This is a genomic window from Pedobacter sp. GW821-FHT01D05 (assembly GCF_059422505.1).
Genome location: NZ_JBWKXA010000001.1, coordinates 1,791,903 through 1,812,817, shown reverse-complemented (window position 1 = coordinate 1,812,817; position 20,915 = coordinate 1,791,903). Strand labels below are relative to the sequence as shown.

Genomic DNA, 20,915 nt, shown 5'->3' with positions numbered 1-20,915 from the left:
TTACTCTTTTTATCTTTTCTAAATCTTTTTGTTTTTATCTACAGTACCAGGCCCACTCTCTCCTGATTCGTTAGGTGTGGAACCAGATTGACCAAATTTATCTGAAGAACCCTTTCCGTTTTGATCAAAGGAGGCCTTTTCCTTTGAGCTTCCTTCATTTTTACGCTCTTTTTCTACTGCGTTTTTATTGTCTTTAGTTTTCATAGTATAAATGTTGATTACTATCTAAACACTTTAAAACATGCAAAGTTTTATTAATTCTTTTCAGCTCGTGCAGAAATTCTATGTGAAAAAATTTCTGATTTTTAAAATGAACAGTTCGTATAAAGTTCTTTTTGATATTGCAGCGCATAACATCAACCTGATATGGCTTTAAGTTGTAGTTGATTTGAATCAATATACCTGAACTATAGCAGCTGATAAAGCCTGTTTAATTAATATCAAATCGATGTTTACAGTTATAATTAATTATGATGTATTTTGTGTTTATTGTAAAAATATTGATACTAAAGAATATATTTTTGTGCAAATAATGAATAGCTAAATTAATTGTTTTCACTTTTTAAAAATGACTTAAATAGTTAAAAACACCTGCGTTACGGCACACGAAATTCGCCTATGGCTGGTGTCCTTACCAAGCATTAATCTTCCAATTCTGTGTCATCCCTGCCAAGCAAGTTCTTATGGAACAATCCGATTGGGAGTCTAATCTGTGTTTCGGTGGCAAATCCTTCGACTACGCTCAGGATAACAAAGCGTAGCATGTCTCAAAACAAACAAAACGTTTCCATAGCTGGGTGGTACCGACTACATACTTTACCATATAAAATATAAAGATCCTATTAACTATATTTTCTTCAATAACTTATATGACGGCGCACGCAATAGTTGGTGTCCTCACCGATTATCAATCTCCCAATTCCTCCATTCCGTCAACCATGCCGCGGAAGTTCCTGTAATCAATCTGTATATTAAAGCTAAAATTGTTAGTATTTTGTTTAAAATTAATCGATTTTAATTTTCTTTAAAACTAAAAATATTAGTATTTTTGATCTCAATCATCCTTATAATACGAGAATGGATAAAGAAAGGCAGATTATTCATATGGATCAGGATGCATTTTTTGTGTCGGTAGAAATCAGAAAAAATCCCAGGTTATTGGGCAAACCCGTAATTATTGGTGGTGGCGGCGATAGGGGTGTGGTAGCCTCTTGCAGCTACGAAGCACGCCAGTACGGCATACATGCTGCAATGCCCGGCAGGACGGCAAAATTGCTGTGCCCTCAGGCTATATTTTTAAAAGGCGATATGGAAGAATATTCCAAAGCCTCGCACGAGATTACTGAAATTATTGCCGATAAAGTTCCTCTTTTTGAAAAGGCCAGTATTGACGAGCACTATATCGATATGACGGGTATGGACCGCTTTTTTGGTTGCATGAAATTCGCGTCGGAACTTAGGCAAAACATTATCAAAGAAATGGGCTTGCCGATCTCCTTTGGTCTGTCGATCAATAAAACCGTAGCCAAAATAGCCACCAACGAATCTAAGCCTGATGGCGAACGGCAGGTTACATTTCCCGAATTGCGGCCCTTTCTCGATCCTTTGGCTATCCACAAAATTCCGGGTATCGGCCACGCTACTTATAAAAAGTTAAGCGAAATGGGTGTTCGCGAAATCCTTACGCTTACCCAGATCCCACAACAGCTCATTTTTAAAATTTTGGGTCAACATGGTTTAAGTTTATGGCAAAAAGCAAACGGGATCGATCTCTCGCCAGTTATACCTTACCGCGAAAGGAAATCAATCGGTACACAGGCTACCTTCGAAAGCGATACCATGGATATGGCTAAACTAAAGGCCATTATAACCGGAATGGTTACCGGTTTAACTTTTCAGCTGCGTAACCAGAAAAAATTAACTGCCTGTATTACCGTAACCGTGCGTTATACTAATTTCGAAACGGTTACCCAGCAAGAACGTATTCCGTATACCTCGCTCGATTCTTTTTTAATCAGCAAGGCACATAGCCTGTTCGAAAAAGTGTACGCCAAACGGATGTTGCTGCGGTTGGTAGGCGTAAAACTTTCGCATCTGGTGAGCGGTTACGAACAGATTGGTTTATATAATATTGCCGAAGAAGAGTATAGTCTTTACCAGGCTATGGATAAGGTACGTAACCACTATGGTGCCGAAGCAGTGGTAAAAGCCTGTATTGTTACCCAGCCACCCCGCGATGAAACGGGGAAAATAATCAAGTACAATCCGCGCAAAAAGAAAATATTGATCGAAAACCAAACAGAGGAAGCACAGGAGGAAGTAAGGAAACGGTCGAAAATTAGAAGTTTTATGAGTGAAAAAGGAACAATAGGTACTAAATCTTATGATTAGCGATGTTTTTAAATGTGCATTCTTCTTATAGCCTAAAGTATGGTACGCAGCGCATCGACCAGTTAATTGCTACTGCCCGGCGTTTGGGTATCCATCAAATGGTACTTACTGATATCAATAACTCAACTGGGGCGGTAGAGTTTATTCGCGAGTGTTACAAGCAAGGCATTGCCAAAGAAGCCGACGAAATACACAAAGGCAATATTCCGTATCAGATTAAACCGGTAGCGGGTATCGAATTCCGGATCGATAACAGGTTGTTGTATGTGGGCATTGCGAAGAATAGAGAGGGGATGCGCGAGCTGAATGAATTTTTAAGCCACCACAACATCAACCATATTCCGTTACCCAATATTCCACCCAAAATGGAGAATGTTTACATCATTTATCCTTTTCAAAAATCTTTTAACCCAGCACTAAAAGCAAATGAATTTGTAGGTGTCCGGGCCAAACAGCTAAATCTGTTGTACAAACACCCACTTTTAAAACAGCGAGAAAAATTGGTGGTGTGGCATCCTGTTACCGTTAGCGATAAGATCACCTACCGCCTACACGAATATTTTAGGGCGATCGAGCTCAATACACTTTTAAGTAAAGTGAAGGATGACCAAAAATGTGATCCGGATGAGTTCCTGATTCCAGAAGTAGAACTAACCCAGCAATTTGAACAATACCCATTTATTGTTCAGAACACCCAGAAGCTGATAAACAGCTGCGATTTAAGTGTTTATTTTGAGAATGGCCCTACACCTGCTTCTAAAAACAAGTTTTTTTTTACCGGAGATTTCGAAGGGGATAAAAAAATGCTTCGAGAGTTGGCCGAAGAAGGACTTAAATACCGTTATGGCAAAAATAATACAGAAGCCATTGAGCGTTTAGAGAAAGAACTCCGGATCATCGAACTTAAAAACTTCTGCGCCTATTTTCTCATCACCTTCGATATTGTAAGATACGCCATGAACACATGCGGTTTTTACCACGTTGGCCGTGGCTCGGGTGCCAACAGCATTGTAGCTTATTGTTTGCGCATTACCGATGTAGATCCAATTGATCTCGACCTGTATTTCGAACGCTTCCTGCATGAAAAACGGACAAGTCCACCAGATTTTGACATCGATTTCTCCTGGGACGAAAGGGAGGTGATACAACGTTATATCTTTGAACGCTATCCCAAATGGCATGTTGCTTTTTTAGGTACGATGAGCACTTTTAAAGACCGTGCAATTATCAGGGAGATCGGTAAGGTACTGGGTTTACCCAAAGGCGAAATAGATAGTTTTACCGATCCCACCAAAGAACGCGAAAATTTGGAAAATACAACTTACCAGAAATTATTGGCTGTGCATGCCTATATGAAAAGTATGCCCAACCAGCGTTCTATCCATGCCGGAGGGATTTTAATCTCTGAAGAGCCTATTACGTATTATACCGCATTGGATATGCCACCAAAAGGTTTTCCGACTGTGCAATGGGATATGTACGAAGCCGAAGCCATCGGTTATGAGAAATTCGATATTTTAAGTCAGCGGGGTATCGGTCATATCCGCGAAGCCGTGCAGCTCATTAAAAAAAATAAGGGAAAGGATATCGACATTCATGATTTTAAAACTTTTAAAGAAGACCAGAAATTAAACGGTATCCTTAAAGAAGGGCAGCCCATCGGGTGTTTCTATATCGAATCGCCAGCCATGCGGCAACTGCTCAAAAAACTGAAGTGCGATAATTACCTTACCCTGGTGGCAGCCAGTTCCATTATCCGTCCGGGCGTGGCCAGCTCGGGTATGATGAAATCCTATATCGAGCGTTACCATGCGCCCGATAAAGTAGTATACCTCTGCGAAGTGATGAAAGAGCGGCTTAGCGAAACCTATGGGGTAATGGTTTATCAGGAAGATGTGATCAAAGTATGTCATTATTTTGCAGGTCTTGATCTTGCCGATGCTGATATCCTGCGCAAAGCGATGAGTGGTAAATACCGGTCTAAACTGGCTTTTGATGAACTGGTGAATAAGTTTTTTGTTTCAGCCAGAAAAGAAGGGCATTCAGAAGAACTCATTACCGAAGTTTGGCGACAGATTTCATCTTTTGCCGGTTACAGTTTTTCGAAAGCGCATTCAGCATCTTTTGCGGTAGAAAGTTACCAGAGTTTATTTTTGAAGACATATTACCCCATGGAATTTATGGTAGCGGTACTGAATAATTATGGTGGTTTTTACAGTCGCTGGGTTTATGTGCACGAATTGCAAAAAACAGGAGCAAGGGTGCATTTACCATGTGTTAACCATAGTGATGATGTGGTGAATATAAAAGGTAAAGATGCTTATCTGGGCTTCATTGCCGTTCAGGGTTTAGAAGAAAAAATCATCAAAATTATTCCACAAGAGCGTGCTGCAAATGGTTTGTATATCGACCTAGAAGATTTTGTAACGCGGACCTGCATCTCATTAGAACAAGCTATTATTTTAATCCGTTTGGGCGCCTTGCGCTTTACCGGAAAAGATCGGAAAACACTGCTTTGGGATGTGCACAACTACCTTGGGTTTAAACAGAAGAAAGTGAATCATGCCGAGCTTTTTAAGCTGAGTTACAAAACCTATCAACTCCCCGCATTGGCCGATTCGGAACTCGAAAATGCTTACACAGAATTGGAGTTATTGGGTTATCCACTTAATTATAAAATGTTCGATTTTCTGAAAACACCTTATCGTGGCGATGTTATGGCGGTAGATCTGCACAAACATTTAGGTGAAACGGTAAGGATGGTAGGGAACTATGTTTGCGAAAAAACGGTGCACACCATTAAAAATACCAAAATGTGGTTCGGTACTTTTTTAGATGCCAACGGCAATTTTTTTGATACGACCCATTTTCCCAATAGTACACCGATGTATCCTTTTAAAGGAAAGGGCTGTTACCTTATTTTAGGTAAAGTGGTAGAAGATTTCGGCTTTCAGAGCATCGAAGTTTTAAAGTTCGCTAAATTGGATATCCAGATGAATCCGGTGGCAGTTTAAGAGCGACGAATCGTCATTTCGGGCGCAGCCGAGAAATCTGCTTCACTGAATATAAGCTAGAGATCTCTCCATTTCGCGACGCTTCAATCGAGATGACGACTTTCTATTAAAGATTGCGCTCGTTTCTAACGTGCACAAATAGCCTAACGATTTAATCGTTTACTTGTATTAAACATAATTTTTATATTTAAACCATGATCCACTTTAAAGCAGAAATAGAGCGTTTCGAAACCATGGGCGAAAAAACCGGCTGGAGTTATGTGTTTATTCCGGCAGCTTTAGCTAATGAAATTAAGCCAGATTGTAAAAAGAGTTTCAGGGTAAAAGGAAAGATAGATCAGTTGGAGATTAGCGGTATGGCAACCATTCCGATGGGAGAGGGCGATTTTATTATTGCTTTGAAAGGCGAGGTCCGTAAAAAATTAAGAAAGGAAGCCGGAGCAGGTATCGAACTCTATTTAGAAGAAGATAAAGATTTTAAAATCGAAATGCCCGAAGACCTCGAAATCTGCTTATCAGAAGAAGAACATTTAATCCGAAATTTTTTAAAACAGCCTAAATCGCACCAAAACTATTACATCAACTGGATCAATCAGGCTAAAACCGAACCTACACGTATCAAAAGAATCGTTATGACTGTTAAAGCGATGGATAAGGGACAGGATTTTGGCGCAATGATCAGGGAATCGCAAGGTAAGGCTTAAGTCTGTAGTCTTCAGTCCTCAGTCATGAGTCGGGGAGATTGGTTAATACAAAATAGCCCGGTCTATAAGCTGATAAGATTTGTTAATCAGAAATATATAGGATCAAACTATAACAATGGACTAAAGACTCTAGACTCCCGACTTCGGACTTCCGACTTCGGACTTCCGACTATAACTCCTAAACCAACTCCAAATCTTCATCTGGATTACACCTAAAAAAGCCTCCCTAAAGATACGGGTGCTCATTTTTGATGTTCCTTCGGTACGGTCGGTAAAGATGATTGGAACTTCGACCACTTTAAAGCCAAATTTAATGGCGGTGAATTTCATTTCGATCTGAAACGCGTAGCCAACAAACTTAATTTTATTTAGTGGAATGGTTTCCAACACAATTTTGCGGTAACATTTAAAGCCGGCAGTAGCATCCTGAATATTGATCCGGGTAATCATACGCACATACATTGAAGCAAAATACGACATTAAAACCCTGCCCATTGGCCAGTTTACTACATTTACACCTTTAACATACCTGGAGCCAATGGCTACATCAGCACCATTTACACAGGCTTCGCGTAAGCGGGATAGATCATCGGGGTTGTGCGAGAAATCGGCATCCATTTCAAAAATGTAAGCATAATCATGTTGTAGTGCCCAATTAAAGCCATAGATGTATGCTGTACCCAATCCTTGTTTACCAGCACGCTCCTCAATAAATAAGTGTCCTTCGTATTCGTCTTGTAACGATTTTACAATTTCAGCAGTTCCATCAGGCGAACCATCATCAATAATTAAAACATGAAAAGGCTGTGTTAAAGAAAAAACCTTTCTAATGATCTTTTCGATATTTTCCTTCTCGTTGTAGGTGGGAATGATGACTAAACTATCTGACACGTTTGTTGTGGTTTTTATAATGTAAGCTTCTAGTATTTATATTTAAACGATACAATTGCTTTTAAACTGCGAAAGTAAATATTTAATGTGAAACCTTTATGAATTTTCATTAATAACCCACGATTCGTCTTCCTGAATTTATTTTATTAATAGGTTTTTATTATTTTAAAGCATGGTCAGTCTGAGCGTAGTCGAAGACTTTACCCCAATATTTCCCGCTGATTTCGCAGATAAGCGCAGATAACTTTCAAGGTACAAAAACCATTGTTCCTAAACCCGATCGGCGTGTAAAGCCCGCAGGCCCGAAGCATGAGGGCGAGGACTTGGAACAAAGAGCGGGACGGCAGGCCCCAAGAACTACTATCCTTTCATTTTCAAATCTTATTGAATATGCCCATTTCTTCTTCAATATCAGTCTGAGGAGTAATTTATTTTATAAAAATTAATATAAATGACAGGAAATATTAATGGAGATAAATCGCCTCAAAGTATCGTCATTGCGAGAAGGCTTTTTCAGCCGACGAAGCAATCTTTCTAGCAAGGATGGCTAGTAGGAAAGATTGCTTCGTCGTTCCTTCTCGCAATGACGACCGCTCTACTGGAAGCTGTTAATGGTAGCGTAGTCGAAGACCCTGGTAAATGATTGTCCTTGGACAATACTTACGATGATATCTTTTTATTTAACGCTTACCTTACTTCCTGCATTAACTTTTTAACCAGTTGTGAGAAAATAATCAGCGCCAAACCCGCAATTAAAGAATATAATGCCAATGCTTTATAACCTTCGGTGTAGGCCATTAATTTAGTTGGCAACGACGCATTATCAATGCTCGACATTTCTGCACCTAATTTTCCGGCAGCCAACTGCCCGAAAGCACTTGATAAAAACCAAAGCCCCATCATCATCCCAAACATTTTCTTTGGCGAAAGTTTAGTAATGATCGACATACCTATCGGGCCCAAACAAAGTTCGCCAAGGGTTAATAATAAATAGGCTAACGTAAATACATTTAACGAGCTAATGCCCTGCGCATTGGCGAAGAACCTGGTGGCGTAAAAAACATAAAAACTCAAAGCCAGTAAAAGGAAGCCGATTCCGAATTTTACCACAGTATTCGGTTCAATTTTGCGTTTGTATAAGCCTAACCACAAAATGCCAACAATCGGACTAAAAACAATAACAAAGAACGAGTTAACGCTATTGTTTACTACATTCGGATCGATATTGAAAAAGAGGATTTTATGATCAAGATTGTCCTTCGCAAATAATGATAGCGAACCACCGCTCTGCTCAGATATGGCCATGAAAATGAAATAACAGAAGATAAAAACGAAAGCAGCAAGTAGTTTATATTGTGCTTTTTTATCTTTTATTTTAAACGTTTCGTACAGGAAATAAACCAGGGCAATAATGCCTATGGTGTACATGAAATAATCGGTAAAGGCCGTGTTTTTTACCATGATATAAATCAGTGGAATACAAAGTATCGACCCTGCGTAAACGGCTATTTCCCATAGCTGCTGTTTTGATTTTTTAAGATGCAGTAAAGGCGAATTCCCGATCGGACCTAAGTGTTTTTTTGTGAAAATAAATGTGCCCAAACCGAACATCATTACCAGTGCAGCAGACAAGAAACATAAATGCCAGTTATAATATTTGCCGAGATAAATACACATGGCACCACCCAATAATCCACCAACATTAATACCGGCGTAAAAAAGCCCATAGCCCGCATCTCTGCGGTTGTCTTTCTCGTGGTATAATTCGCCAACCATTGATGAAACATTGGGCTTGAAGAAACCTGTTCCAATAATGGATAGGGTAATTCCAACATAAAACAGATCATGAGGAGAGAAGGCTAGGATTAAATTCCCGATAATCATCAATGATCCGCCCCAAAAAAGAGATTTTCTGAAGCCTAAAATCTTATCGGCAAAAATGCCACCTATAAAAGTAAAGGCATAAACAAAGGCTTGTATAGCACCATACTGTAAGTTCGATTTTTGGTCGCTTAAACCCAGTTGCTCAACCATAAAGAAAGCCAATACCCCGCGCATTCCGTAAAAACAGAAACGCTCCCACATTTCTACCAACGATAAATGCCAGAGCTGTTTCGGGTATTTTCCCTCAAAATTTTGAATATCTTCTATTGAAACTGTTTTTTCCATTAAATAGGTTTAAAAATTAAAAGCCCGATGGAGATCGGGCTTCTTGTTAAAAGTATTTTTTTGATTAGTGAACGCCGTGCATCCATTTACGCAATATCGGACTTATAGCAAACATAATTAAGCCTGCAACAATAGGAATAATGGTAAATATTAAGAAGAAAATCGAAATGGAGTATTCTGAACTTATTTTGTCAATTAGACCACCGGTAGTACCTGCTAACCAGTTACCAATCGCTGTACAGGTAAACCATACACCGAACATTAAACCGACCACTTTGGCAGGAGCTAATTTACTAACGTAAGATAATCCAACAGGTGAAACACATAATTCGCCAACGGTATGGAAGAAGTAAGCGAAAATTAACCAAAACATACTTACCTGTGCAGATGTAGCACCTTTTGCAATATCCATACCTCCATAAGCCAATCCTGCAAAACCTATACCCACAAAAATTAACCCCAGTCCAAATTTTACGGGCCCACTTGGGTTAAATTTAGTTTCCCATATTTTAGACACAAACGGTGCAAGGGAAACAATAAAGAATGAATTTAGAATCCCAAACCATGAAGCGGGGACTTCTGTATTTAAAGCAGTAAATTCTTTTTCTACCTTCCAAATGGCTAATCCCCAGATAATAATAAAGCTTATTGCAGTGAAAATTATTGTAGCAGGATATTTTTTTGCGATTTTTGCCGCCAGGCTTAATAAAACAACAGTTACCGCAATGAGTGGGAAAATAGTAAGTATTGCATCAACCCATTTAAAAATTGTACTGGCATTTCCTGTTAAATTTCTAAGTGTATAATCTTTAGCAAAAATAGTCATTGAGCCGCCTGCCTGCTCAAATACCATCCAAAAGAAAATGGTGAATATTGAAAATACAGCCACTACAGCTAAACGTTGGTTGCTTACTTTTTTTGGTAAAATTTCATCAGTTGGATCAATTACTTTTTCTGTTTTATTTACAGCAGCACCTAAAACACCAAATATTTTTTGACCGAAGTAAAACTGAAGCATTCCAAAAAACATAAATACCCCCGCTAATCCAAAACCCCAATGCCAGCCTACTTTTTCACCGATATAACCGCACATTAACATACCTAAAAAGGCTCCAGAGTTAATGCCCATGTAAAAAATAGTGTAAGCAGCATCTTTTTTATCACTTGTAGATGGATAAAGTTTTCCTACGATAGAAGAAATATTTGGTTTAAATAGTCCGTTTCCAGTAATTAATAAAAATAAGCCCAGATAGAAGAAATTGGTATTTGCTCCTTCTAAGGCCATTGATATATGGCCAATGGTCATAATTAAAGCGCCTATAATAACGGCCTTTCTGTATCCGGTCAATCGATCTGCAATTAAACCGCCAATTATTGGCGTTAAATATACTAAACCTGTGTACCAGGCATAGAGTTGTAAAGCCTCTGGTCTTGTCCATTGCCAACCGCCTTTACCTATTTCGCTTACTAAGAATAAAACAAGTAATGATCTCATTCCATAGTAACTAAATCTTTCCCACATTTCTGTGAAAAATAGCACAAAGAGGCCTACCGGGTGGCTAAATAATTTTTCTTTGGATACATTGTTACTGTCTAAGTGGAGATCTAGTTCCTTGCTATGGTCAATACTAATGGTTTCATTAGATGTTTGCATAAAACATTTGTTGGTTTTAGTTTATGAATTCAGAATTTGTGTGTTGTTTAAGCCAGTTAAGCAGGGCGCAATATAGTCAGCGAATGCCAAACTCACAAATTTTTAAATGATGTGTTAGGTAAATGATTTGTTAGGATTTAAAACTTTCTGATGGGTTTCACATTTTTCTTGGGGTCGGCATAGAGCTCGTCGCTCGAATTTGGATCGTTGTTAAGCGTTAAATCTTCTTGCAGTTTCAGCCTTCCGCCAATGATTTTAAAGCCATCAAAAGTACCATCTGATCCGTAATATTCAAATTTGTCTTTTATTTCAGGATCAAATGAGGCAAGGTGGTCGAAAACAATCATTCCTGCTTTCAGATCGGTTTTTAAAGTCATGGCATTCGATTTGGCATACTCGAATATGATCCTGTTTTTGCCTTTCAGCTCTTTTCCATCGAAAACGGGAGCACCAAAAGCGAGGTTATCTTTATCGAAAGAAAGGATGTCGATTACCTTTTTTGTGGTAAATGGTGTATTGCCTTTCCAGCCTAAAAGTACATAATAGGGAAGGCGGTTTCCACTGGTTACCGAAACAATTTCATAATACCTGGCTCCAAACCACTTCTGATTATTGGTAATGCTATTAGGGTCGGCTAAATTTTCGGTCTGATCGATTAAGGGATAGAGTTTCAATGGACCACTTTTGGTATTCATTTGGATGGCGCCATAATAGCGGTATGTACCATTTTCGAGTAGTACATACCAACTTAAAATCCTAAAAGCCTGATCGGATGATTTAATTACCGATACATTTTTAAGCGAATCGAATGAATAAGAAAAAGAGTTGGGGGCTTTTAAAGCCTCTACCAAAGTTTTTACAAAATTTCCGTTTATTTCTAATTTTTGTGCATCGCTTTGAGCAGCAATAACTCTCGCTGATATTTTTATCAGTGTATCCTGAAAAACATTTAATTGGTTTGGCGCCTGTTGCGCTTTTAGGCTAAAGCTTAGCGTTCCAAAGATTAAAAGGATATAAAATCTGATAAGTTTCATATAATTAAATGCACAAAGATCCTTCAAAACCAAAAATTATAATTTCTCGATAACAAGGGCACTTGCGCCACCACCTCCGTTACAGATTCCGGCAACACCGATTTTTCCGTCGTTTTGTGCCAATACGGAGAGTAGGGTAACTACAATCCTTGCGCCCGATGCACCAAGGGGGTGACCTAATGAAACGGCACCACCATTAACGTTAACCCGGTCGGTATTTAGTTCTAAAAGTTGGTTATTCGCAATGGAAACGACAGAAAAAGCTTCGTTAATTTCGAAAAAATCAACATGCTTAATGTCGATATTGGCCTTGTGTAAAGCCAGTGGAATTGCTTTTGAAGGTGCAGTGGTAAACCATTCCGGTGCCTGTTGCGCATCAGCATAGCCTAATATTTTGGCCAAAGGTGTTAAACCCAGTTCTTTTGCCTTATCAGCACTCATTAAAACCAATGCTGCTGCGCCATCATTTAAGGTAGATGCATTTGCTGCAGTTACTGTCCCATCTTTTTTGAAAACAGGTTTTAATGAAGGTATTTTATCAAATTTAACCGCCGTTGGTTCATCATCGGTATCAACCAAGGTAATTTCGCCCTTACGGTCTTTCACTTCTACAGCTACAATTTCGCCGGCAAATTTGCCCGAAGTTTGTGCTGCCTGTGCTCTTTTGTACGATTCTATTGCAAAATCATCCTGCGCTTCGCGGCTGATGTTACATGCTGTAGCGCAAAGCTCGGCGGCAGACCCCATATGATAGTCGTTATAAACATCCCATAGCCCGTCTTTTACCAGGCCATCTGTAATTTGTCCATGGCCTAAGCGGTAACCGTTTCTTGCCTTATCCAGGTAATAGGGAACATTGCTCATGCTTTCCATGCCACCGGCTACAATAATTTCATTATCGCCATTTGCAATACTCTGTGCGGCAAGCATAATTGCTTTTGTGCCCGAAGCACATACTTTATTTATTGTAGTGGCAGGTAAATCTGGTAAACCGGCAAATTTTGCGGCTTGCGTAGCTGGTGCTTGCCCCAGGTTTGCAGATAAAACATTACCCATGTATACTTCCTGGATCTGTTCTGGTTTTAAACCAGCTTTTTCAATAGCAGCCTTAATGGCAATGCCACCAAGTTGAGTAGCAGAAAATTGAGCTAATGAGCCTCCAAAACTGCCAATAGGCGTTCGCACAGCTGATACAATTACAACTTCTTTCATGTAAACTAAATTTTATGAATTTTTTGGTTAGGCCGCTAAGTTAGTTAAACCTCGCAGGTTTCCAAAACCTGCGAGGTTTAAAAATAACGTATAGAAAATGATTTTAGCCTATTTGAAAATAATAAGTTTTTAATAGATTTTTGGAAAGGTGCTGCAGTGATACTTCGGGGAGTTCAGTCCTGCTGTTCGCTGTAGCCCTCATACTTCGGGGCTGTCGCTGCCATCAGGTTTAAATTGTCTAGGCTAGTAGTGCTTGGGGCTGGTTGTTAGGTGCAGGAAATTTTGTTTATTGATTACTTCGGTGGGTTTTGCGTTAGGGATTGTAAGGGTTCAGTACCGATTCTATCGGTACCGGAGCAAAGCGCAGCCCCCAGCCCGACCCTTGCGTAGCTTGGGTAATGCCCATATTATTTTCAGTTTGCAATTCACAATTTGCAGTTGGCTATGCGCTGGGCTTTGAAAGTTCAGAAATCCCGTTCCTACTCCTCTTTCGCTTTTCCCTTTTTTCTCGATTTTATAGCCTGTGTAAGTAAAAACTCGATCTGCCCGTTCGTACTTCTAAACTCATCGGCAGCCCAGGTTTCTACTTCTTTTAATAAAGCAGGACTAATTCTTAATACAAAAGCTTTTTTATCTTTCTCCGCCATTCTTATTGTATTGCTTGTATATTATACCTCGTTTTTAAATTAATAAGGAACATTTGCAGTTCTTCTATCTTATTTGAGCTGAAAAGGAGCTTTTTGCCATTTTTAAATTCAATCTGTAAACCTTTATCTTTATCGTTTAGGATATAGGCCTTGTCATTAAATTTAAACCAAAGTCTGCTGCGAACACCAAATCCGCCATAATCTCCTAAAGCATTATACTTGTTGATGTAAACTTTCTCCATGTTGCCCCAACTCAATAGCTTCAGCTTGGTTTGAAATGGAAAATACTTGTAAGAAATGCCTTCAGTGCCGATCTGCAAAGTCATTTTGTTTTTTTGAAGCAGGTAAATAATCGCAAAAGGAAGAAGTACTGCCCAAAATGGGGCAAAATAATTGGCTTTTAAAGTCTCAAAGCTCATTCCTCCTTTATCAAAAAGCACAATACTCAGCACCATAACGGCATCAATAGCCAATAAAATATAAAGCCACCAAAGTTTTAAGCTTTGTTTTTCCTCAAATTCCATTGCACCTAATTATATAAGGTTCCGGTGTTTACCACAGGCTGTACATGGCGGTCGCCACAAAGCACAACCAGTAAATTGCTTACCATAGCCGCTTTGCGTTCTTCATCCAGCTCAACAATTCCTTTTTGCGATAATTTCTCTAATGCCATTTCTACCATGCCTACAGCACCTTCTACTATTAATTTACGTGCTGCAATAACTGCAGTAGCCTGTTGACGCTGTAACATGGCACTGGCAATTTCTGGTGCATAAGCCAAATGAGAAATCCTGGCTTCTAAAACTTCAATGCCCGCGCGTGATAAACGTTCGTTCAGTTCGTTTTCTAAAAGTTCGCTCACCTTATCAGCACCATCTTTTAAAGTAATGCTGGTTTCTTCGCCTTCTGCATGGTCATAAGGGAAAATGTTAGCCAGGTGCCTTACAGCAGCTTCACTTTGTATGTTTACGTATTGCATGTAATTTTCAACAGAAAAAACGGCTTTGGCTGTTTCGTTTACTTTCCAAACCACTACAGCCGCAATTTCGATCGGGTTGCCTAGTTTGTCGTTAACCTTTAACTGCTGTCCGTTTAAATTGTTTGCTTTTAACGATAAACGTCTTTTAGCGGTTAGGGGATTTACCCAGAAAAATCCATCGGCTTTTACTGTTCCGATATATTTTCCGAAAAGGGTGAGTACCATTGATTGATTAGGGTTGATGATTAAAAAGCCCGGGAATATTAAAAATATATCTATGGCCAGCAAAATCCCTCCCCAGAGAAAAATTTCTGAAACAAAACAGAAGATAGAAGCGCCCAGCAATGCAATGCACAGTGCGAATGTTAGGTAGCCCGATGGCGGATTAATAATTTTTTCTTGATACATAATTGATATTAATTTGATATCATAAAGTAAAATATAAAATCTGGTAATTGCAAACAAAACCTGTAAAATGTATATTAGATAAAAATGCTATTTTTGACAATACAATAATTACATCGTTTTGGCCAAAATCAAGAGAAATTCCCACAAGATCCTTTACCGGAAGTATTCATCAAACCTAAAATATGTGATGATGATATTTACCGTTTTCATTATTACGTTATTCCTGCCCAAACAGCCCCGGTTTAGATATGAGTTTGAAAAAAATGCAGTATGGAAAAACAAGGACCTGATTTCGCCCTTCAGTTTTGCCATTTTAAAAACCAACCCGCAGGTTAGTGCCGATAAAAAGAATGCACTAAAAGATATTTTACCTGTTTACCAATTCGATAGGAGCATTACGGCAAATGCTTTGGAAGAGTTTGCCAACGAATTTGATGTGAAATGGAAATCTAAGCAACTTAACGAAAAAGATAAGGACGTATATAAAAGTGCTTCTTATAAATTGCTGCAAAATATTTACGAAAAAGGGATTATTGGTTTAAATGTGAAACATCAGGCGGGAGGGAAGAACTATGATTTTTCTTTACTTGAAAACAATGTAGCCCAGGAAAAGAATACACAGGATGTTTTTACCGCAGAATCGGCCCTGAAGTTTTTTAAAGCTAATTTTAAAGCCCCCAACCAGGTAATGGGCGATCTGGTTGCAAACCTTGCCATTGATCATATTACCCCGAACATTGTATTTGATGAGCGGTTAACCCAAACCATACAGGATAATACGGTTAACAATATCTCTACTACCAAGGGGATGGTACAAAAGGGAGAGCTTATTGTGGCGAAGAATGATGTTATTGATGAAGAAATTTATCAGAAACTAGAATCTTATAAAGCAACTTACGATGCACAAAGCAAAACAATAGGGAGCAGGGCATTGGTTTATTTGGGGCAGGTAATATTGGTTGGCTTTATACTTGCCATTCTAATGTCGTTCCTTTTTCTTTTCCGGAAGGATATTTTTGCCGATAACCGTCAGCTTTCCTTAATCCTGATCGTTACCACGGGGATGTTACTGGCATTAACCTGGGCCATTAAAATGGAAATCCCCAGTTTGTACTACATTCCGTTCTGTGTAGTGCCCATTATTATTAGGATCCTGTTTGATACCCGTTTGGCACTTTACCTCCATATGCTGGTCATTTTAATTGCTGGTTTTTTTGTGGCCAATAGTTTCGAATTTGTGTTTTATCAGGTTACTGCGGGCATGGTTGCCATATTTAGTATAAAAAACTTTGTTAAGCGCGAAAGATTCCTGGTTTCGGCTTTATTTATTCTTTTGGCTTATTTGGTTTCTTTTATAGGTATTGCCCTGCTTCGTGAAGGATCTTTCCGCGAAATAGAATGGATGAATTTTATTCCTTTCGTTTTTAGTGTACTCTTGTCTCTTTTAGCTTACCCTTTAATTTATCTGTTCGAACGTATTTTTGGTATTACATCAGATGTAGCCTTAATTGAGCTCACCAATACCAATAATAAATTGTTAAGGGAGCTTGCCTTTAAAGCGCCTGGAACGTTTCAGCACTCTTTACAGGTGGCAAACCTTGCAGAGGCCGCGATATTTAAAATAGGGGGCAATTCGGTGCTGGTAAGGGCAGGTGCTTTATATCACGACATTGGTAAGGTAGATAATCCGCAATATTTTATCGAGAACCAGAATACCGCTGTTAGTCCGCACGATAAACTGCCATATGAACAAAGTGCGCAGATTATTATTCAGCATGTGCATAAAGGAATTGAGATTTTAAGGAAGAACCAGATCCCTGAAGCGATTATTGATTTTATCAGAACACACCATGGAAATACCCGGGTTGATTATTTTTATCAGTCTTTTTTGAAAAATACACCTGAAAAATTTGTCGACGAAAACATTTTCCGCTACCCCGGACCAATACCTTTTAGCAAAGAAACTGGTGTATTAATGCTCGCCGATTCTGTCGAAGCGGCTTCAAGAAGTCTGAAAAATCCCGATGCGCAGAACATAAATGACATCGTTGAGCGGATAATTAACTACAAATTGGAACAAAATCAATTAGATGACTGCGATTTAACATTAAAAGATATTGAGACTATCAAATTGATATTCAAGACGATGCTTATGAGCATCTATCATGTGCGTATAGATTATCAACAAATTTTGTAATTTTTTTTTGTTGGATAACTTGTTTTACTATATTTGCAGACCTCAAAACAACGCCGGTAGGGCAGAAAATAGAGGATAAAAGGAGAGGTGCCTGAGTGGCCGAAAGGAACAGTTTGCTAAACTGTCGTACTGGTAACGGTACCGCGGGTTCGAATCCCGCCCTCTCCGCAAAGAATAAAAAATTTGCAAATAAAAATGGAATTATCAATTTAAAACCGTTTCTTTGCAATCCCTTCGAAAAAGGGAAATAAAAAAAGAAGATACCAAGTTCGGGATGTAGCGTAGCCCGGTATCGCGCCTGCTTTGGGAGCAGGAGGTCGTAGGTTCGAATCCTGCCATCCCGACAAAAAGTTGATCCACTTTTAAAACAGGATTAAAAGATCGATACCAAGTTCGGGATGTAGCGTAGCCCGGTATCGCGCCTGCTTTGGGAGCAGGAGGTCGTAGGTTCGAATCCTGCCATCCCGACTTAAAAGGACAAAGTGAATTCGTTTTCATTTTGTCCTTTTTTTATTTTTCCGTAACTCATTGTCTGTCTGTTAGATAAGATTTAACTTTGCTAGCCGGCTGTTCAGTTTGTCAATTTAAGCGAAGCACTCAATCCAACTTATGAATTATCCGGATAGCTTTTATATCGTGGAAAATAGAATAACAGCATGTAGTTTAAAAAAAGATATCTGTTTTTACGAAAAGAAGATTCTATTTAATTAGATTTGATGTGTATCCAAAGAAATACTTCCCTTTAACAGGGAGCTTTTAATGCCTTAATAAATGACTCGGATTGCCCTAATTTTTATTTTTCTTCTCGCTTTTTTAAATGTCGCTCACGCTCAGGAGAGTTTTATTGGAGATATTAACTACCAACTGCTGGAAAAGTATGTTGATCTTGCCCTGAAAAATTACCCAAAGCGCAAAATGTATAAAGCCAGCGAACTCAGCGCGAAAGCAAAAGTGGGCGTTGCAAAGGCAACCTATCTCGATGCCTTTACCGCATCTTATAATTATAGCCCAAACAACGCTGCCAGGTATAATACAACAAATCCCTATACGCTGAACGGAATACAGTTCGGGATCTATTTTAATTTGGGGATTTTATTCCGTACACCAGCCCTGGTGCGCCAGGCCAAAGAGGAACATAATGAGAAGTTCTATCAGGCCCAGGAGTATGATATCTTGCTGAAATCCGAAGTTAAAAAAACATATTTTGAATATCTTCGCGAGGCTGCCGATTTAAGGGTTAAGGCGCAGACCTATATAGACAACAAAGCGGCGAGCGACGGTCTTCGTTACAAATTTGAGAAAGGTGAATCAACTTTAGACGATTACACCAAAGCCAAAACCTTAACCTCATACGCTAATTCCGAAAGATTGCTTGCAGAGCTAAATCTCTTAAAAGCGAAAGAATCCCTTGAAGCATTGATTGGCGAAGTTTTGGAAAATGTGAAATAAGACAGAATGAACATAAAGAAATCCTTAGAAACAGTTAACAGATACAGGTGGATTATCATCTTGATTTTTATTTTTACAATGATTGCAGGTTTTTTCTTTCTGAGAAATCTGCCAAAAGACTATAAATCCGAAGCCAAACTCTCAACAGGTCTGCTTGATCCATCGAGGCAGCTGGCGCCTGATAATGCCAGCTATACAGGGCCTGATATCATTATAAAACTTAACCAGCAGTTTTCTACAATCATGGACATCATGAGGATGCCCAAAAATATCAGCCTGCTTTCTTATAGATTAATATTGCACGACCTGAAGGATGAAAAAGGTTCATTCAAGCCATGGAGCGAAGAAATTAAGACATTAACCGGTGCGCAAAGACAGGAGGCTATTGCCATTTATGAAGACCGCCTGAACAAGCGGCAGGTACTCACACCCCTCGATAATGGGAACATTAAGCTTTATCAGATCGTAACTTCGATGGGTTATGATGAGAAGAGCCTCAACAAAAAACTGGATATAAACCACGAACAGAACAGCGATTTTATCTCAGTAGCTTTTACCTCCAACAATACCCTGCTTTCGGTTTTTGTTGTAAATACCCTCTCTAAAGATTTTATCAATAATTACAGCCTGGAGCAAATCGGGAATAAAAATACAGCTATTGTTGTGCTGGATTCTTTGCTGAAGAAAAAAGAGGCTGTTATGAACGATAGGATAAGGCAGCTGAAAGACTACAAGATCCGTAACGGCGTGCTAAACCTGGATAAACAATCTCAGATCGTTTATCAGCAGATTACGGACAATGAGATTAAGAAAAACCAGGCCCTGATTGATAAACAGGCCGCGCAAGCTGCATTAAAAAGCGTTAATGAAAAATTGGCGAGCCGAACCATCGATAAGTACCTGGGCGCTGAAGTGATGGAGGATAACCGAGCCATTATCAGTATAAAAAATAAAATCCTGGCAGCAGAAGATCACTATTTGCGTAATGGATATAAACCGGCAGATAAAAAAACGGTAGATTCATTACAACTCTTGCTCAGTTCAAAATTAGTCCAGTCGAATGACCAGTATGTAAGCGATCCGCTTATTGCCAAACAAAGCCTTGTTCAGCGTCGTATTTCTCTGGGGGTGGAGATTGAAAGAGCGACAGCGGGCATAAGCGATATCGATAGGGAACTGGCCAAGCTTAATGCAAAATTTACGGGTATGGTCCCTTTTGATGCGGGTGTGCAAAATTATGAACAAAAAGCCGATGTAGCAACAAAGGAATATCTGGAAATACTGGCGCGTTATAACCAAACGAGCCTGGATAAGAATATCGGCTTGCGCCTGCAATTGATACAAGAGGGGATACCAACACTCCCTGAATCATCAAAAAAACTGATATACCTGGCCATGAGCGCTATTGCCTGTATCGCAATCTGTTTTTGCACGCTGTTTTTAATATCTGTTTTAGATCGTTCGGTTAATAATGGTGCAGAGCTAAAGTCGGCTTTAAATACAAAGGTTATTGGCGAGCTAGCTTATATCAGGCCCGATAACGATAGTATGGCTAAAATATGGGGAGAGCAACATCCCGAAACTGAACATGTGGCTTTTAAGAATCAGTTGAGGGCCCTGCGTTTTGAGCTCGATAGTAAGCTTTTTAGCGGTAACCAAAAAGTATTGGGCATTACAGGCTTTGGCTCAACCTCGGCCCAGGCATTTACAATGTTAAATTTAACGTATGCCTTTGTGCAAATGAATAAAAAGGTATTGTTGATTGGGAATCAGGAGCTGGCACCAGCGCTACAGCGGTTTAAAGTACCTGTAGATCAATCAATAACAGGAGTATTGCAGGGAGCAAATGTTATTGAAAGCAAACCTTTTTCGTTTATAAAAAATGATCTCGACGGTCAATCATTACTTGAAATAAGAGACCGGGAAGCACTTTCTGGAATTTTTGGTTTGATAAGGGACCGCTTCGATTTAACCATTGTAGCACTTGATCCACTGAGTGATGGTGCAGCGAACCACGAATGGATGTCATTTATAGAACTATACGCTGCAGTATTTGTAGCCGGATCAAACTTGCATGATAAAGAGAAAGCAACACTTGCCGCATTAAATGAGGATGAAAAATTTGCTGGCTGGGTAATTACCGGAATAAAATAAAAATAGGTAGTC

Annotated in this window: 15 protein-coding genes and 3 tRNA genes; 9 read left to right on the top strand and 9 right to left on the bottom strand. The window is 39.2% G+C overall.

Translation table 11 applies throughout. From position 1 onward, the window contains the following. Nucleotides 1-18 precede the first annotated feature (18 nt). A complete protein-coding gene (locus AC07VK_RS07360; RefSeq protein ID WP_492959387.1) occupies nucleotides 19-204 on the bottom strand; it encodes a hypothetical protein in 186 nt (61 codons plus the stop codon). An 873-nt stretch (nucleotides 205-1,077) separates the two neighbouring features. On the opposite strand from AC07VK_RS07360, the gene dinB reads away from it, so the two are divergent. From dinB to AC07VK_RS07345, 3 genes are all read left to right on the top strand, one after another. Beyond that, nucleotides 1,078-2,391: a DNA polymerase IV gene (dinB, locus tag AC07VK_RS07355; protein WP_492959385.1), complete on the top strand. Its 1,314-nt coding sequence runs from the start codon at nucleotides 1,078-1,080 to the stop codon at nucleotides 2,389-2,391. Nucleotides 2,392-2,393: 2 nt separating this feature from the next. Continuing rightward, nucleotides 2,394-5,405, top strand: a complete 3,012-nt coding sequence (gene dnaE / locus AC07VK_RS07350) for a DNA polymerase III subunit alpha (RefSeq protein WP_492959383.1) — start codon at nucleotides 2,394-2,396, stop codon at nucleotides 5,403-5,405. A 194-nt stretch (nucleotides 5,406-5,599) separates the two neighbouring features. Next, nucleotides 5,600-6,109 carry a YdeI/OmpD-associated family protein gene (locus AC07VK_RS07345; RefSeq protein ID WP_492959381.1) on the top strand — a complete coding sequence of 170 codons (510 nt, stop codon included), beginning with the start codon at nucleotides 5,600-5,602 and terminating at the stop codon, nucleotides 6,107-6,109. 129 nt (nucleotides 6,110-6,238) lie between these two features. On the opposite strand, the gene AC07VK_RS07340 is transcribed toward AC07VK_RS07345, so the two are convergent. The 8 genes from AC07VK_RS07340 to AC07VK_RS07305 form a co-directional block, all read right to left on the bottom strand. Next, the gene (locus AC07VK_RS07340; protein ID WP_492952045.1) at nucleotides 6,239-7,000 is read right to left on the bottom strand and encodes a polyprenol monophosphomannose synthase; all 762 of its coding nucleotides are present in this window, start codon (nucleotides 6,998-7,000) and stop codon (nucleotides 6,239-6,241) included. Nucleotides 7,001-7,687: 687 nt separating this feature from the next. Then, the gene (locus AC07VK_RS07335) at nucleotides 7,688-9,169 is read right to left on the bottom strand and encodes a peptide MFS transporter (protein WP_492952046.1); all 1,482 of its coding nucleotides are present in this window, start codon (nucleotides 9,167-9,169) and stop codon (nucleotides 7,688-7,690) included. Nucleotides 9,170-9,233: 64 nt separating this feature from the next. Then, nucleotides 9,234-10,823, bottom strand: a complete 1,590-nt coding sequence (locus AC07VK_RS07330; protein WP_492959379.1) for a peptide MFS transporter — start codon at nucleotides 10,821-10,823, stop codon at nucleotides 9,234-9,236. Between the two features lie 137 nt (nucleotides 10,824-10,960). Next, on the bottom strand, nucleotides 10,961-11,857 hold the full coding sequence (locus tag AC07VK_RS07325) for a hypothetical protein (protein ID WP_492959377.1): 897 nt from the start codon (nucleotides 11,855-11,857) through the stop codon (nucleotides 10,961-10,963). A 36-nt stretch (nucleotides 11,858-11,893) separates the two neighbouring features. Next, a complete protein-coding gene (locus tag AC07VK_RS07320; protein ID WP_492959375.1) occupies nucleotides 11,894-13,069 on the bottom strand; it encodes an acetyl-CoA C-acyltransferase in 1,176 nt (391 codons plus the stop codon). 479 nt (nucleotides 13,070-13,548) lie between these two features. Further along, on the bottom strand, nucleotides 13,549-13,716 hold the full coding sequence (locus AC07VK_RS07315; RefSeq protein ID WP_086545783.1) for a type II toxin-antitoxin system antitoxin: 168 nt from the start codon (nucleotides 13,714-13,716) through the stop codon (nucleotides 13,549-13,551). A gap of 2 nt (nucleotides 13,717-13,718) precedes the next feature. After that, nucleotides 13,719-14,240: a hypothetical protein gene (locus AC07VK_RS07310; RefSeq protein WP_492952049.1), complete on the bottom strand. Its 522-nt coding sequence runs from the start codon at nucleotides 14,238-14,240 to the stop codon at nucleotides 13,719-13,721. Nucleotides 14,241-14,245: 5 nt separating this feature from the next. Then, complete coding sequence (locus AC07VK_RS07305; protein WP_029276438.1) at nucleotides 14,246-15,103, bottom strand: SPFH domain-containing protein; 858 nt, start codon at nucleotides 15,101-15,103, stop codon at nucleotides 14,246-14,248. Nucleotides 15,104-15,293: 190 nt separating this feature from the next. Here AC07VK_RS07305 and AC07VK_RS07300 point away from each other — a divergent pair, with 190 nt between their 5' ends. The 6 genes from AC07VK_RS07300 (at nucleotide 15,294) to AC07VK_RS07275 (ending at nucleotide 20,903) form a co-directional block, all read left to right on the top strand. Further along, nucleotides 15,294-17,300 carry an HD family phosphohydrolase gene (locus AC07VK_RS07300; protein ID WP_492959853.1) on the top strand — a complete coding sequence of 669 codons (2,007 nt, stop codon included), beginning with the start codon at nucleotides 15,294-15,296 and terminating at the stop codon, nucleotides 17,298-17,300. A gap of 81 nt (nucleotides 17,301-17,381) precedes the next feature. Then, a tRNA-Ser gene (locus AC07VK_RS07295) sits at nucleotides 17,382-17,468 on the top strand. Nucleotides 17,469-17,570: 102 nt separating this feature from the next. After that, nucleotides 17,571-17,644: transfer RNA gene (locus tag AC07VK_RS07290), tRNA-Pro, on the top strand. Between the two features lie 50 nt (nucleotides 17,645-17,694). Beyond that, nucleotides 17,695-17,768, top strand: a tRNA-Pro gene (locus AC07VK_RS07285). A gap of 303 nt (nucleotides 17,769-18,071) precedes the next feature. Continuing rightward, nucleotides 18,072-18,749, top strand: coding sequence for a TolC family protein (locus AC07VK_RS07280; protein WP_492959373.1), 678 nt, complete (start codon nucleotides 18,072-18,074; stop codon nucleotides 18,747-18,749). A gap of 6 nt (nucleotides 18,750-18,755) precedes the next feature. Next, nucleotides 18,756-20,903, top strand: a complete 2,148-nt coding sequence (locus tag AC07VK_RS07275; protein WP_492959370.1) for a GumC family protein — start codon at nucleotides 18,756-18,758, stop codon at nucleotides 20,901-20,903. The last annotated feature ends 12 nt before the right edge of the window (nucleotides 20,904-20,915 follow it).

What these genes read in the sequence shown, in the direction of transcription:
- AC07VK_RS07315 (WP_086545783.1), bottom strand. Translation starts at nt 13,716, where the DNA reads ATGGCGGAGAAAGATAAAAAAGCTTTTGTATTAAGAATTAGTCCTGCT.
- AC07VK_RS07360 (WP_492959387.1), bottom strand. Translation starts at nt 204, where the DNA reads ATGAAAACTAAAGACAATAAAAACGCAGTAGAAAAAGAGCGTAAAAAT.
- dinB (WP_492959385.1), top strand. Translation starts at nt 1,078, where the DNA reads ATGGATAAAGAAAGGCAGATTATTCATATGGATCAGGATGCATTTTTT.
- AC07VK_RS07300 (WP_492959853.1), top strand. Translation starts at nt 15,294, where the DNA reads ATGATATTTACCGTTTTCATTATTACGTTATTCCTGCCCAAACAGCCC.
- AC07VK_RS07325 (WP_492959377.1), bottom strand. Translation starts at nt 11,857, where the DNA reads ATGAAACTTATCAGATTTTATATCCTTTTAATCTTTGGAACGCTAAGC.
- AC07VK_RS07335 (WP_492952046.1), bottom strand. Translation starts at nt 9,169, where the DNA reads ATGGAAAAAACAGTTTCAATAGAAGATATTCAAAATTTTGAGGGAAAA.
- AC07VK_RS07280 (WP_492959373.1), top strand. Translation starts at nt 18,072, where the DNA reads ATGACTCGGATTGCCCTAATTTTTATTTTTCTTCTCGCTTTTTTAAAT.
- AC07VK_RS07330 (WP_492959379.1), bottom strand. Translation starts at nt 10,823, where the DNA reads ATGCAAACATCTAATGAAACCATTAGTATTGACCATAGCAAGGAACTA.
- AC07VK_RS07320 (WP_492959375.1), bottom strand. Translation starts at nt 13,069, where the DNA reads ATGAAAGAAGTTGTAATTGTATCAGCTGTGCGAACGCCTATTGGCAGT.
- AC07VK_RS07305 (WP_029276438.1), bottom strand. Translation starts at nt 15,103, where the DNA reads ATGTATCAAGAAAAAATTATTAATCCGCCATCGGGCTACCTAACATTC.
- AC07VK_RS07345 (WP_492959381.1), top strand. Translation starts at nt 5,600, where the DNA reads ATGATCCACTTTAAAGCAGAAATAGAGCGTTTCGAAACCATGGGCGAA.
- AC07VK_RS07310 (WP_492952049.1), bottom strand. Translation starts at nt 14,240, where the DNA reads ATGGAATTTGAGGAAAAACAAAGCTTAAAACTTTGGTGGCTTTATATT.
- dnaE (WP_492959383.1), top strand. Translation starts at nt 2,394, where the DNA reads ATGTTTTTAAATGTGCATTCTTCTTATAGCCTAAAGTATGGTACGCAG.
- AC07VK_RS07275 (WP_492959370.1), top strand. Translation starts at nt 18,756, where the DNA reads ATGAACATAAAGAAATCCTTAGAAACAGTTAACAGATACAGGTGGATT.